Origin of the sequence: Clostridium sp. (genome assembly GCF_040797585.1) — a bacterium.
Classification (GTDB): domain Bacteria; phylum Bacillota; class Clostridia; order Clostridiales; family Clostridiaceae; genus Clostridium_Z.
Genome location: NZ_JBFNEO010000056.1, coordinates 1 through 14,979 on the forward strand (window position 1 = coordinate 1; position 14,979 = coordinate 14,979).

Annotated in this window: 13 protein-coding genes and 1 other annotated feature; all 13 genes read left to right on the plus strand. The window is 34.3% G+C overall.

Going from position 1 to position 14,979, the window contains the following annotated elements:
• Positions 1–282: 282 nt before the first annotated feature.
• Positions 283–432, plus strand: a complete 150-nt coding sequence (gene rpmG / locus AB2369_RS05535) for a 50S ribosomal protein L33 (protein WP_035135045.1) — start codon at positions 283–285, stop codon at positions 430–432.
• A gap of 84 nt (positions 433–516) precedes the next feature.
• Positions 517–696 carry a preprotein translocase subunit SecE gene (gene secE, locus AB2369_RS05540; RefSeq protein WP_343828212.1) on the plus strand — a complete coding sequence of 60 codons (180 nt, stop codon included), beginning with the start codon at positions 517–519 and terminating at the stop codon, positions 694–696.
• A 46-nt stretch (positions 697–742) separates the two neighbouring features.
• The gene (gene nusG, locus AB2369_RS05545) at positions 743–1,264 is read left to right on the plus strand and encodes a transcription termination/antitermination protein NusG (RefSeq protein WP_343828211.1); all 522 of its coding nucleotides are present in this window, start codon (positions 743–745) and stop codon (positions 1,262–1,264) included.
• A 92-nt stretch (positions 1,265–1,356) separates the two neighbouring features.
• On the plus strand, positions 1,357–1,782 hold the full coding sequence (gene rplK / locus AB2369_RS05550) for a 50S ribosomal protein L11 (RefSeq protein ID WP_343828208.1): 426 nt from the start codon (positions 1,357–1,359) through the stop codon (positions 1,780–1,782).
• 65 nt (positions 1,783–1,847) lie between these two features.
• Complete coding sequence (gene rplA / locus AB2369_RS05555) at positions 1,848–2,537, plus strand: 50S ribosomal protein L1 (RefSeq protein ID WP_343828210.1); 690 nt, start codon at positions 1,848–1,850, stop codon at positions 2,535–2,537.
• Positions 2,538–2,568: 31 nt separating this feature from the next.
• Positions 2,569–2,694: a sequence feature (ribosomal protein L10 leader region), on the plus strand.
• 31 nt (positions 2,695–2,725) lie between these two features.
• Entirely contained in the window at positions 2,726–3,232 is a 507-nt protein-coding gene (rplJ, locus tag AB2369_RS05560; RefSeq protein WP_367665489.1) for a 50S ribosomal protein L10, read from the plus strand.
• A 76-nt stretch (positions 3,233–3,308) separates the two neighbouring features.
• Positions 3,309–3,674, plus strand: coding sequence for a 50S ribosomal protein L7/L12 (gene rplL / locus AB2369_RS05565; RefSeq protein ID WP_343828205.1), 366 nt, complete (start codon positions 3,309–3,311; stop codon positions 3,672–3,674).
• A 336-nt stretch (positions 3,675–4,010) separates the two neighbouring features.
• Positions 4,011–7,781, plus strand: a complete 3,771-nt coding sequence (rpoB, locus tag AB2369_RS05570) for a DNA-directed RNA polymerase subunit beta (protein ID WP_367665491.1) — start codon at positions 4,011–4,013, stop codon at positions 7,779–7,781.
• 20 nt (positions 7,782–7,801) lie between these two features.
• Entirely contained in the window at positions 7,802–11,326 is a 3,525-nt protein-coding gene (rpoC, locus tag AB2369_RS05575; RefSeq protein WP_346929502.1) for a DNA-directed RNA polymerase subunit beta', read from the plus strand.
• A 115-nt stretch (positions 11,327–11,441) separates the two neighbouring features.
• Positions 11,442–11,678 carry a ribosomal L7Ae/L30e/S12e/Gadd45 family protein gene (locus AB2369_RS05580; protein WP_150842120.1) on the plus strand — a complete coding sequence of 79 codons (237 nt, stop codon included), beginning with the start codon at positions 11,442–11,444 and terminating at the stop codon, positions 11,676–11,678.
• 93 nt (positions 11,679–11,771) lie between these two features.
• Positions 11,772–12,149: a 30S ribosomal protein S12 gene (rpsL, locus tag AB2369_RS05585; RefSeq protein WP_035135030.1), complete on the plus strand. Its 378-nt coding sequence runs from the start codon at positions 11,772–11,774 to the stop codon at positions 12,147–12,149.
• A 128-nt stretch (positions 12,150–12,277) separates the two neighbouring features.
• Positions 12,278–12,748 carry a 30S ribosomal protein S7 gene (rpsG, locus tag AB2369_RS05590; RefSeq protein WP_035135028.1) on the plus strand — a complete coding sequence of 157 codons (471 nt, stop codon included), beginning with the start codon at positions 12,278–12,280 and terminating at the stop codon, positions 12,746–12,748.
• 75 nt (positions 12,749–12,823) lie between these two features.
• A complete protein-coding gene (fusA, locus tag AB2369_RS05595; protein WP_367665490.1) occupies positions 12,824–14,881 on the plus strand; it encodes an elongation factor G in 2,058 nt (685 codons plus the stop codon).
• The last annotated feature ends 98 nt before the right edge of the window (positions 14,882–14,979 follow it).

A 14,979-nucleotide genomic window follows, 5' to 3' on the forward strand; every position in this document is an offset into this window, starting at 1 on the left:
TGGAAGAACAGTAGGATCAGGAGTTGTAACTTCTATAATCGAATAATTAAGATTTTAAATAGGACTGGGTTCTAAACCTAGTCCTTTTAAAAGAAAACACAATAAGATATCTTTAATGATTTTATAGTATAATGGGTGCGAGGAATTATTTGCAATTGACATAAGTGTTAACTTGTGATAAGTTGTTTAAGTAGCAATTGCAGTTAACGATATATTATCAAGAGAAGAAATTATTGGTTTTATAAATAAGATTAAATACGCATAAACTAGGAGGTGTAGATTGTGAGAGTTAAAATAACTTTAGCATGTACTGAATGTAAACAAAGAAACTACAACACAATGAAAAATAAAAAGAATAATCCAGACAGAATCGAAATGCAAAAATACTGCAGATTCTGCCACAAACATACACTTCATAAAGAAACAAAATAGTTCTTTTAGAACTTGAAATATTTTGGGGATGTGAAAATTATGGCTGAAAAAGTTGAGGGTAAAGTAATTAACCCTAAAAAACGAATGAAGATAGTACAGTTTTTTATCGACTTAAAAGCGGAATTTAAAAGAGTAACATGGCCTACAAAAGAAGAGCTTAAAAAAGCTCTTATGGCGGTAATATGCTTTTGTTTTCTTTATGTAATAATTGTAGGTTTGTTAGATGCTGGTTTTAAAAACCTTTTTAATTTGATTTTTAAATAATTTAAAAGGGAGGTAAGGGGACGATAGAATTATGGCCCCTGTAACTATGGCAGAAGAAAAAGCTAGGTGGTATGTAGTTCATACATATTCTGGATATGAGAATAAAGTTAAGGCTAATCTTGAAAAAGCTATTGAAAATAGAAATCTTGAAGAATTCGTTCATGATATTCAAGTGCCTATGGAAGAGCAAGTGGAAATCAAGGATGGCAAAGAAAAAGTTACATTAAGAAAAGTATTCCCAGGATATGTGATGGTTAAGATGGTTATGACTGATGACTCTTGGTATATTGTTAGAAATACTAGAGGAGTTACTGGGTTCGTAGGTCCTGGATCAAAACCGGTGCCTTTAACAGACGATGAAATTCACAATATGGGAATAGTTGAAAAACAAGTTACTGTAGATGTTGAAGTTGGAGAACAAGTGAAGGTTGTATCAGGACCATTTGAAGACTTTGTTGTCGCAATTACTGAAATATCTATAGAAAAACATAAAATTAAAGGATTAGTTAACATGTTTGGCAGAGAAACCTCTGTTGAGCTTGATTTTAATCAAATACAAAAACTTTAAGACTTAGTAGAATGATGTCTAAAAGACTAAATTCTATTTAAGTGGGAGGACTTATAAAAGTCCGATTACCACAATATAGGAGGTGTAAACTCATGGCTAAGAAAATAACAGGAATGATAAAACTTCAACTTCCTGCAGGAAAGGCAACACCAGCACCACCAGTAGGACCTGCACTTGGTCAACACGGTGTAAATATTATGGGATTCTGTAAGGAGTTCAACGCAAAAACTGCGGATCAACCAGGTATGATAATACCAGTTGTAATTACAGTTTACCAAGACAGATCATTTAGTTTTATACTAAAAACTCCACCAGCAGCAGTATTATTAAAGAAAGCAGCTGGAATAGAGAGTGGATCAGGCGTTCCAAACAGAACTAAGGTTGCAACAGTTTCAGCAGCTAAAGTTAAAGAGATAGCTGAATTAAAGATGCCAGACTTAAATGCTGCATCATTAGAGGCTGCTATGAACATGATAGCTGGAACAGCTAGAAGCATGGGAATAGTAATCGAAGAGTAATTTCAATTAATTCGGTGGGAGGCAAAAACCGTTAATACCACAAAGGAGGATGCAAAATGGCTAAAATGGGAAAGAATTACATAGAAAGTGCTAAGTTAATAGACAAGAATGCTCTATACACACCAGCAGAATCTATGGAACTTGCAATAAAAACATCAAAAGCTAAATTCGATGAAACAATCGAAGTTCACGTAAGACTTGGTGTTGACCCAAGACATGCAGATCAACAAGTAAGAGGAGCAGTAGTACTTCCTCATGGAACAGGTAAAACTGTTAGAGTATTAGTTTTCGCTAAAGGAGATAAAGCAAAAGAAGCAGAAGCTGCTGGAGCTGATTTCGTTGGAGCAGAAGAACTAGTAGATAAAATCCAAAAAGAGAACTGGTTTGAGTTTGACGTAGTTGTAGCTACTCCAGATATGATGGGCGTAGTTGGAAGACTAGGTAGAGTATTAGGACCTAAAGGTTTAATGCCAAACCCTAAATCAGGTACTGTTACATTTGATGTAGCAAAAGCTCTAAATGATATTAAAGCTGGTAAAGTTGAATACAGAGTAGATAAAACAGCTATAGTTCACGTAGGCGTTGGTAAGAAATCTTTCGGATCTGAAAAGTTAATGGATAACTTCCATACTTTAATGGATGCTATTGTTAAGGCTAAACCAGCTGCTGCAAAAGGACAATATATTAAATCTGTTACTGTAGCATCAACTATGGGACCAGGGGTTAAAATTAATCCAACAAAAGTGTTAGATTAGTATTGCATTAAATTTTTTAATGTGTTATAATACAAAAGTTGAATATATTCCGTAGACAGTAGGTGCTGAAAAGCGTAACTAAATACCTGCCGAGGATGCTAATAAATGATTTTATTGGTCTCTTCGTGTCTGCGGAGAGACCTTAATTTTTTAATATACAGTGAAAGCTGTAAGGAGGTGGATACACAGTGCAAAGTAAAAATAGATCTTTAAAAGAAGCAAAAGTTGCTGAAATAAAGGAAAAGTTAGAAAAAGCTCAAGGAGTTGTTCTTAGTGAGTATCAAGGACTAAATGTTGAAGAAGATACACAATTAAGAAAAGCGCTAAGAGAAGCAGGTGTTGAATATAGAGTATATAAAAATACACTAGTTACATTAGCTGCTAAGGAATTAGGAATTGAAGGATTAGATCAATATCTTCAAGGACCAGTTTCAATAGCTTTAGGATATGATGATCCAACATCACCAGCTAGAGTTTTAAATGACTTTGCAAAAACTCATAAAAAACTTCAATTAAAAGCAGGAGTAATCCAAGGTGAGTTATTTGGTGAAGCTCAAATTAAAGAGATCGCATCAATTCCATCAAGAGATGTACTTGTTGCAAAACTACTTGGAAGCTTCAAGGCTCCACTTTCAAACTTAGCATATTTATTAAATGCTATAGCTGAGAAAAAAGGTCAAGAAGCAGCAGAATAATTAGTCTAAGTAAGAATTTAAAAAACGTAGAGAAAATAAAAAATATAATTTAAAAATTTCGGAGGTGCATTTTAAAATGACAAGAGAAGAGATAATTCAAGCTATAAAAGATATGAGTGTTTTAGATTTAAACGAGTTAGTTAAGGCTTGTGAAGAAGAATTTGGAGTGAGTGCAGCAGCACCAGTAGCAGTTGCAGGTGGAGCAGTTGCTGGAGCAGCAGCTGAAGAAAAAACTGAGTTCGACATAGTATTAACTAATGCTGGAGCAGGAAAAATAAAAGTTATAAAAGTTGTTAGAGAATTAACTGGATTAGGATTAAAAGAAGCTAAAGATATAGTTGATGGAGCTCCTAAAACAATTAAAGAAGGCGTAAGCAAAGAAGACGCTGAAAGCATGAAAGCTAAACTTGAAGAAGTTGGAGCTACTGTAGAAGTAAAATAGTAAGTCAATGGATTTACATTGTGGAGTACTTAAATTAAGTACTCCATTTTTGTAACAAAAGAAATAAAGACAACTTAATAAATAAGTTTATTATATATTGACATTAAATAAAAATAATGATAATATAATTCAATGCGAATAAAGTTAATCAAGTCATGTGTATATTCATATTTAAGGAAAAAGTTCTTCGTATATTTATATAGAATTATAATTATGTGAATATTTTTCTACAAATTGGATAGAATTGCATGATGAATAAGTGTAAGTCCGAAACACAAAGTCCTAGGGGAAAGTGTGTCTTGGGTTATTTTAGTTTATACAAGGGGTGAAAATTATATGGTACATCCTGTAAAAGTTGGTAAAAGGGAAAGAATGAGTTTTTCCAAAGTAAAAGATACGGCTGAAATGCCAAACTTAATCGAAGTTCAAATTGATTCATACGATTGGTTTTTAGCTGAAGGATTGCACGAGGTATTTGATGATATTAATCCTATACAAGATTATACTGGCAACTTATCTTTAGAATTTGTCAACTATAAATTGGATATGGAGAACATTAAGTATTCTGTTGAGCAGTGCAAAGAAAGAGATACTACTTATGCAGCACCATTAAAGGTGAAAGTTAGGTTACAAAATAATGAAACAGGAGAAATAAAGGAACAAGAAGTTTTTATGGGTGATTTCCCAATAATGACTGATCAAGGTACCTTTGTTATTAACGGAGCTGAAAGAGTTATAGTAAGCCAGTTAGTTAGATCTCCAGGAGTATATTATAATTATACTGTTGATAAGACTGGTAAAAAATTATTTTCTTCAACAGTTATACCAAATAGAGGAGCTTGGTTAGAATACGAGACTGACTCTAATGATGTAATTTATGTAAGAATAGACAAGACAAGGAAGTTACCTATCACAGTACTTATGAGGGTAATGCTAAACTATGGAAGTGATGCTGAAATTCTTGAGGTTTTTGGAGAAGAAGAAAGGCTTAAGGCATCCTTAGAAAAAGATAACACAAAAGAAAAGAATGATGCATTACTAGAGATTTATAAGAGGCTAAGACCTGGTGAGCCACCAACTGTGGATAGTGCCATTTCATTAATAGAGTCCTTATTCTTTGATGCCAAAAGATATGATTTGTCAAAAGTAGGTAGATACAAATTTAATAAGAAGTTAGCTGTTAAATGGAGAATTACTAATCAGACAGCTGCTGAAAATATAATTAATCCTTCTACAGGTGAGATTATAGTTGAAAAGGGAAATAAGATAAGCAGAGAATTAGCTGCAGAAATACAAAACTTAGGTATAAACTCTGTAGACATTCAAGTTGATGATAGAGTTATAAGAGTTATAGGAAATAACTTTGTTGATTTATCTAAGCATGTAAGCTTTGATATTTCTGAATTAAACATTAAAGAGTATGTTCACTATCCTACATTAAAAGCGATATTAGAAACATATCATAATGAAGATGAAATTAAAGAGCAAATAAAGGCTAGCGTAAACAAGTTGGTTCCAAAACATATAATTAGAGACGACATATATGCTACATTAAGCTATGAGTTGGGATTACCGTACGGAATAGGATATGTAGATGATATAGACCATTTAGGAAATAGAAGATTAAGATCTGTAGGTGAATTATTACAAAACCAATTCAGAATTGGTTTATCAAGAATGGAAAGAGTAGTCAAAGAAAGAATGACTGTTCAAGATCAAGAAATAATTACTCCACAGGCATTAATAAATATAAGACCTGTTGTGGCAGCTATAAAAGAGTTCTTTGGAAGCTCACAGCTATCACAATTCATGGATCAAACAAATCCACTATCTGAGTTAACACACAAAAGAAGATTATCTGCATTAGGACCAGGAGGATTATCAAGAGAAAGAGCTGGATTTGAAGTAAGAGACGTTCACTATTCTCACTATGGAAGAATGTGTCCTATAGAGACACCTGAAGGTCCTAACATAGGGTTAATTAACTCATTAGCTACATATGCTAAGGTTAATGAATATGGATTTATGCAGACTCCATATAGAGTTGTTGACAAGGAAACAGGTAAAGCTACAGATAAGATTATATATATAACTGCTGATGAAGAGGATAATTATCTTGTAGCACAAGCTAGTGAGCCATTATCTGAAGATGGAAGCTTCATAGATAAAAAGGTTACTGTTAGAGAAAAATCAGAAGTTATAATAGTACCAAGAGAGCAAGTAGACCTAATTGATATATCTCCAAGACAGATTGTATCCGTTGCTACAGCAATGATACCTTTCTTAGAGAATGACGATGCTACTCGTGCACTGATGGGATCAAACATGCAACGTCAAGCAGTTCCACTTCTAAAAACACAAGCACCAGTAGTTGGTACTGGTATAGAATATAAAGCTGCAGTAGACTCAGGAGTATTACCTAAGGCTAAGAATGCAGGGGTTGTATCTTATGTTAGTGGAAATGAAATAAGAATAAAAAGAGATATAGATGGTGGTACAGATGTATATAACCTATTAAAATTCAAGAGATCTAACTCCGGTACTTGTATAAATCAACGTCCTATAGTTGATAAAGGAGAAAAAGTTGATATAAATACAGTTTTAGCTGATGGTCCATCTACGGATTTAGGTGAGATTGCATTAGGTAAAAACATTAGAATTGGATTTATAACTTGGGAAGGTTATAACTATGAGGATGCTATGCTTATATCTGAGGAACTAGTAAGAGATGATATCTTTACTTCAGTTCACATTGAAGAATATGAGTCAGAAGCTAGAGATACTAAACTAGGACCAGAAGAAATTACAAGAGACATACCAAACGTAGGTGAGGATGCTCTAAAAGATATAGATGAGCGTGGGATAATAAGAATAGGTGCAGAAGTAAGATCAGGAGATATTTTAGTAGGTAAAGTTACTCCTAAGGGCGAGACTGAACTAACAGCAGAAGAAAGATTATTAAGAGCTATATTCGGAGAGAAGGCAAGAGAAGTAAGAGATACTTCACTAAGAGTTCCTCATGGAGAAGCTGGTATAATTGTAGATGTAAAAGTATTTACAAAAGAAAATGCTGATGAACTTCCACCGGGTGTTAATCAATTAGTAAGATGTTATATAGCTCAAAAAAGAAAAATATCTGTTGGAGATAAGATGGCAGGAAGACACGGTAATAAAGGTGTTATATCTAGAGTATTACCATTAGAAGATATGCCATTCTTACCTGATGGAAGACCACTTCAGATATGTTTAAATCCACTAGGAGTTCCATCACGTATGAATATAGGTCAGGTACTTGAGGTTCATTTAGGATGGGCTGCTAGTGAACTTGGATGGCATATAGCTACTCCAGTATTTGATGGCGCTTTAGATACAGAAATTCAAGATTGCTTAGAAAAAGCAGGATATAATAGGGATGGTAAAACTGTACTTTATGATGGAAGAACAGGAGAAGCATTCGATAATAGGGTTACAGTAGGATACATGTATATATTAAAGCTGCACCACTTAGTTGATGATAAGATACATGCTAGATCTACAGGACCATACTCATTAGTTACTCAACAACCATTGGGTGGTAAAGCTCAATTTGGAGGACAAAGATTTGGTGAGATGGAAGTTTGGGCCCTTGAAGCTTATGGATCAGCTCATACACTTCAGGAAATTCTAACTGTTAAGTCAGATGATGTTGTAGGTAGAGTTAAAACTTATGAGGCTATTGTAAAAGGCGAAAATATACCTGAGCCAGGAGTTCCAGAATCATTTAAGGTACTTATTAAAGAACTTCAAGCATTATGCTTAGATATTAAGCTTTTAGATGAGAATCATGAGGAAATTAGACTTAAAGAATCTGTTGATGATGAAGTTGAAGACTTAGAGGTAAACATAGAAGGTAAAGAGGATTCATTTACAAAAGAACCTGTAAAAGAATATATTGAGCCAATTGATACTGATTCATCAGATGCGGAAGAGGATTCAGACTTTGAAGACGTTAAGTTAGATGATTTTGATGATGAATTAGAGCCAGACCTAGATTCAGATTTAGATATTGATTTAGAATCTGACCTAGACAGTGATTTAGTTTTAGATGATTTTAATGATGAACATTAAATTGAAGGGAGGATGTACCCTTGTTTGAATTAAATAATTTTGATGCAATACAAATAGGGCTAGCTTCACCAGAACAGATCAGAGAGTGGTCTAGAGGGGAAGTAAAGAAACCTGAAACAATCAACTATAGAACATTAAAACCGGAAAGAGATGGTCTGTTCTGCGAGAGAATATTTGGGCCAATGAAAGACTGGGAATGTCATTGCGGTAAATACAAAAGAGTTAGATACAAAGGTATAGTGTGTGACAGATGTGGAGTTGAAGTTACAAAATCTAAAGTAAGGCGTGAAAGAATGGGGCATATAGAGCTTGCTGCCCCTGTATCTCACATTTGGTATTTTAAAGGAATCCCATCTCGTATGGGATTAATCCTTGATATGTCACCACGTTCTTTAGAAAAAGTACTTTATTTTGCTGCTTATGTAGTGTTAGATCCAAAAGATACGCCACTTGATAAAAAGCAAATATTAACAGAAAAAGACTATAGAGAAGCCGTAGATAAATATGGGTATGATGGCTTTGTGGCAGGAATGGGTGCAGAATCTGTAAAAGTTTTATTACAAGATATAGATTTAGATAAGCTTTCTGCAGAACTTAAAGAAGATTTTAAAACAAGTACAGGACAAAAGAAAATAAGAACTATTAGAAGACTTGATGTGGTAGAGTCATTTAGAAAATCAACTAATAAACCAGAGTGGATGATTATAGATGTAATACCTGTTATACCACCAGATTTAAGACCAATGGTACAATTAGATGGTGGAAGATTTGCTACATCTGACTTAAATGATTTATACAGAAGAGTTATAAATAGAAATAATAGACTTAAAAAGTTACTTGATTTACAAGCACCTGATATTATCGTTAGAAATGAGAAAAGAATGCTTCAAGAAGCAGTAGATTCACTAATTGATAATGGAAGAAGAGGTAGACCAGTAACAGGTCCAGGAAATAGACCATTAAAATCTTTATCAGATATGCTTAAAGGAAAGCAAGGAAGATTTAGACAAAACTTACTTGGTAAGCGTGTTGACTACTCTGGACGTTCAGTTATCGTTGTAGGACCTGAACTTAAGATGTATCAATGTGGACTTCCAAAAGAAATGGCATTAGAATTATTTAAGCCATTTGTTATGAAAAAATTAACTGAAAGTGGAGTTGCACACAACATTAAGAGTGCAAAGAGAATGGTTGAAAGAGTTCAGCCTCAAGTATGGGATGTCCTTGAAGAAGTTATTCAAGATCATCCAGTATTACTTAATCGTGCTCCTACACTTCATAGATTGGGAATTCAAGCCTTCCAACCAATACTTGTAGAAGGAAGAGCTATAAAACTACATCCACTTGTATGTACAGCGTATAATGCTGACTTTGATGGAGACCAAATGGCAGTACACGTTCCTTTATCAGTAGAAGCACAAGCAGAAGCTAGATTTTTAATGCTTGCAGCGCACAATATTATGAAAGCTTCTGATGGTAAACCAGTTTGTGTACCTACTCAAGATATGGTTCTTGGCTCTTACTACTTAACATTAGATAAAGAAGGAGCTAAGGGTGAAGGAAGAATGTTCTCGTCACCAGAAGAAGTAATGATGGCTTATGAAGCTAAAGATATAGATATACATGCAGCTATTAAAGTTAAAGTATCCAAAATTATTAATGGAGAAAAGTTTTTTGGTATTATTGATACTACATTAGGAAAGCTGATATTTAATGAATCAATACCTCAAAACCTAGGTTTTGTAGACAGAACTATACCTGATAATGAATTCAAATTAGAGATAGATTTCTTAGTAAGTAAGAAAAATTTGGGGAATATAATAGATAAGTGTTATACATTATATGGTCCATCTGAAACATCTAAGATGCTTGATAATATAAAAGCAAAAGGATATCATTTCTCTACTATTGGAGCTGTAACAGTAGCTGTTTCTGACATGGAGGTTCCAGAAATTAAGAAAGAATTACTTGCTGATGCTGATAATACTATTGATAAGATAGAAAAGATGTATAGAAGAGGATTCATATCTGAAGATGAAAGATATGAAAAAGTTATAGACAAGTGGACAAAAACAACTGAAGAAGTAGCTGACGCTCTTATGGATAGCTTAGATAAGTTTAATCCGATAAACATGATGGCTGATTCGGGAGCCAGAGGATCTAAGAGCCAGATTAAACAGTTAGCAGGTATGAGAGGACTTATGGCTAGTCCATCAGGTAAAATCATTGAGCTTCCAATTAGAGCTTCATTCAGAGAAGGACTTGAAGTATTAGAATATTTCATATCTACTCACGGAGCTAGAAAAGGAAATGCTGATACAGCTCTTAAAACAGCGGACTCTGGATACTTAACAAGAAGACTTGTTGATGTTAGCCAAGATGTTATAGTTAGACAAGAGGACTGTGGAACTAAAGAAGGTTATGAAGTTAGTGAAATCAAAGAAGGAAATGAAGTAATTGAAGCACTAAGTGAAAGACTTTCTGGAAGATATAGTGCTCATGATATAGTTCATCCAGAAACAGGAGAAGTCCTAGTTAAATGTGATGAATATATGAATGCTGCTATGGCAGAAAAAGTTGAAAAAGCTGGAGTTAAGAAAGTTAAAATAAGATCTGTATTTACTTGTAACTCTAAAATAGGGGTATGTGCTAAATGCTATGGTATGAACATGGCAACAGCGCAAAAGATCGATATAGGTGAGGCTGTTGGTATTATAGCGGCTCAATCTATAGGAGAGCCAGGAACTCAGCTTACAATGAGAACATTCCATACAGGTGGAGTTGTTGGAGCAGATATTACTCAGGGTCTTCCAAGGGTTGAGGAACTATTTGAAGCCAGAAAACCAAAGGGGCTTGCTATAGTAAGTGACTGTGCAGGTACAGTAAGAATGGAAGAAACTAAGAAAAAGAGAACTGTTATAGTAACAAGTAACTCCGGTGAAGAATTTACCTACGAAATACCATTTGGTTCAAGAATTAAAGTAATTAATGGAGATATAATAGATGCTGGAGATGAAATTACTGAAGGATCAGTAAATCCACATGACATCATTAGAATTAAGGGTGTTAAGGGTGTTAAAAACTATCTTTTATCTGAGGTTCAGAAAGTTTATAGATTACAAGGTGTTGATATAAACGATAAGCACCTTGAAGTAGTTATAAGACAAATGACTAGAAAAATAAAGGTAGAAGAATCTGGTGATACTGATTTACTACCAGGAACAATGATGGATATATTTGATTTTGAAGAAGCAAATGAAAGAGCTTTAGCAGAAGGTGGAAAACCGGCTGAGGGCAAGATTGCACTATTAGGAATAACTAAAGCAGCACTTGCAACTGATTCGTTCTTATCAGCAGCGTCATTCCAAGAGACTACAAGAGTTCTTACAGATGCAGCTATCAAAGGAAAGATAGATCCGCTTGTAGGATTAAAGGAAAATGTAATTATAGGTAAGTTAATTCCTGCTGGAACTGGCATGAATAGATATAGAGGAATTGAAATCTGTGAAAATCAGCCAGTTACAGAGGTAGAAATTAACGCTTAATCATAGAGTTAGTTCTATTGACATGAATTATATAAAGTGATAAAATACATTTTGTATGTGATTGATAAAATAGTATTTTATCACTTTATGAATTAGAATTATGAGGGGGGTTAGTATGGTGACTAGGCTTGTTGGGGAAAAGGTTGTTGGAGTAAAACAAACAGCTAAAGCCTTAAAGAACAATTTAGGTTGTAAGCTGTATGTTGCAAAAGATGCAGATAGCAAACTACTAGAACCTATACTTAAATTAGCAGCAGACAGATCCCTAGAGATTATAGAAATTGATACTATGAAAGAGCTAGGTGTATTATGCGGAATTGATGTTTCAGCTGCAACTGCACTCATAATTTAAGGCTTGCTAATGACTAATTTATTATAGAATATCTATCATAATATTATTGTGTGAATAGATAAGCATTAGTAATTATTTTAAGGAGGTGAAATAATGCCAACTATAAACCAATTAGTAAGAAAAGGTAGAATGACATTAGCTTCAAAATCTACAGCACCAGCATTAAAAGAGTGTCCACAAAAAAGAGGAGTATGTACTGTAGTTAAAACAAGTACTCCTAAGAAGCCGAACTCAGCGTTAAGAAAAGTAGCCAGAGTTAGACTTACAAATGGATACGAAGTAACTGCTTATATTCCAGGTGAAGGACACAACCTACAAGAGCACAGCGTTGTTCTTATAAGAGGAGGAAGAGTAAAAGACCTTCCAGGTTGCAGATACCACATAGTTAGAGGAGCTTTAGACTCTGCTGGAGTAGCAAACAGATTACAATCAAGATCTAAATACGGTGCTAAGAGACCAAAACAGAAATAGGTCTTAATTAAAGAGTGCTATGCCTTCGAATTTATATAGATTTACATAGATTATAAGAGCAGAGCACTTTGCGGTAGAGATATCGAGTACCTATGAGTTAATTTTACAATGTTAAGGAGGGAAGAAAAGTGCCAAGAAAAGGATTTATTGCAAAAAGAGATGTATTACCAGATCCAATGTACAATTCAAAAGTTGTTACTAAATTAATAAACAGTGTTATGGAAGATGGAAAAAAGGGTGTAGCACAAAAAATATGCTATGATGCTTTCGATATCATTCGTGAGAAAACTGGAAAAGAACCTCTAGAGGTTTTTGAGGCAGCTATGAACAATATAATGCCATTACTTGAGGTTAAAGCTAGAAGAATAGGTGGAGCTACATATCAAGTACCTATCGAGGTTAGACCAGAGAGAAGACAAACATTAGGTATTAGATGGATGTTGCTAGCTTGTGAAAAAAGAGGCGAGAAGTATATGAGAGAAAGATTAGCTAATGAGTTAATCGATGCTTCAAACAACACAGGAGCTGCAGTTAAGAAGAGAGAAGATACTCATAAAATGGCTGAAGCAAATAAGGCTTTTGCTCATTACAGATACTAATACAAAAACTGTTTTGGCTAAGGCCAAAACAGTTTTGTCGAATTTAAAATTACTCGTTAAGAGGAGGAAATAGGAATGGCTAGAAAATACCCTTTAGAGAAATTCCGTAATTTCGGAATTATGGCTCACATAGATGCAGGTAAAACTACAACAACAGAGCGTATTTTATTTTATACTGGTAAAACTCATAAGATAGGAGAAACTCATGAAGGTGCATCTCAAATGGACTGGATGGTTCAAGAACAAGAAAGAGGTATAACAATTACTTCTGCTGCAACAACATGTTTTTGGAAGGATCATGAATTAAATATTATAGATACTCCTGGACACGTAGATTTCACAGTTGAAGTTGAGAGATCATTAAGAGTACTAGATGGAACTGTTACAGTACTTGACGCAAAGAGTGGAGTTGAACCACAAACTGAAACTGTTTGGAGACAGGCAGACAAGTATGGTGTTCCAAGAATGATTTATGTTAATAAAATGGATGCTACAGGTGCTGATTTCTTTAGATGTATTAAGACTGTAAGAGATAGATTAAAAGCTAATGCAGTACCAATACAAATTCCTGTAGGTGCAGAAGAGAACTTTAAGGGAATGATAGACTTAATAGCTAATCATGCTATCATAACTTATGATGATTTAGGAACAGATGTAAGAATTGAAGAAATTCCTGCAGAATTAGCTGATAAGGCTGAAGAGTATAGAATGGCTATGGTAGAAGCTATAGCAGAAACTGATGAGACTTTAATGGAAAAATACCTTGAAGGTGAAGAAATCACTGAAGAGGAATTACATGTTGCTTTAAGAAAAGCTACTATAGCAAATGAAATAGTTCCATGTATATGTGGATCATCATATAAAAACAAAGGGGTTCAAGAAATGATAAATGGCGTTGTTGCTTATTTACCATCTCCATTAGATATCCCTGCTGTTAATGGTACTACATTAGATGGAGAAGAAGATTCAAGAGAAGCATCAGATGAAGCTCCAATGTCTGCTTTAGCATTTAAAATTGCTACTGACCCATTTGTAGGGAAACTTGCATTTACAAGAGTTTACTCAGGTATAATGAAAGGTGGTACTTATGTACTTAACTCAACTAAGGGTAAGAAAGAAAGAATTGGAAGACTTGTTAAGATGCATGCTAACCATAGAGAAGAAGTAGAAGAGTTAGAAGCAGGTGAAATTGGAGCAGTTATTGGACTTAAAGGAACTACTACAGGTGATACTTTATGTTCAGAAGATAAACCAATAATTCTTGAATCAATGGAGTTCCCAGAGCCAGTTATATCTGTAGCTATTGAACCAAAGACAAAAGCTGGTCAAGAAAAATTAGGAATCGCTTTAGCAAAACTTGCTGAAGAAGATCCAACATTCAAAACTTATACTAATCAAGAAACAGGCCAAACAATCATCGCCGGTATGGGTGAGTTACACTTAGATATTATCGTAGATAGATTAACAAGAGAATTCAAAGTTGAATGTAACGTTGGAGCTCCACAAGTTGCTTATAAAGAAACAATTAGAAAAGCTGTTAAAGCTGAAGCTAAATATGCTAAGCAATCAGGTGGTAAAGGACAATATGGTCACTGCGTAATCGAAATGGAACCAATTGAAGGTGATTATGTATTTGAAAATGCTGTTGTTGGAGGAGCTATTCCTAAAGAATATATTGCTCCAATTGATAATGGTATAAGAGAAGCTTCTAAGAATGGTATAATTGCTGGTTACGAGACTATTAACTTTAAGATTAGACTTGTACATGGATCATACCATGAAGTTGACTCATCAGAAATGGCATTCAAAATTGCTGGATCGATGGCATTTAAAAATGCTATGGCTAAGGCTGACCCAGTATTACTTGAGCCAGTTGAAAAAGTTGAAATTACAGTTCCGGAAGAGTACATGGGAGATGTAATAGGAGACGTAAACTCAAGAAGAGGTAGAATAGAAGGTATGGAAGCTGTTAGTGGTGCTCAAGTTATTAGAGCATTCGTTCCACTATCTGAAATGTTTGGATATGCGACTACCTTAAGATCAAAGACTCAAGGTAGAGGTGTTTATTCAATGGTATTTGATCACTTTGAAGAAGTTCCAAAGAGTATTCAAGAGCAGTTATCTAAAAAATAATTAAGAATAAATAATAAGTGAAAATAAAAAATGTTTTCTAATATAAGGAGGAATAAGAAATGGCAAAGGAAAAATTTGAAAGAAGCAAACCGCACGTT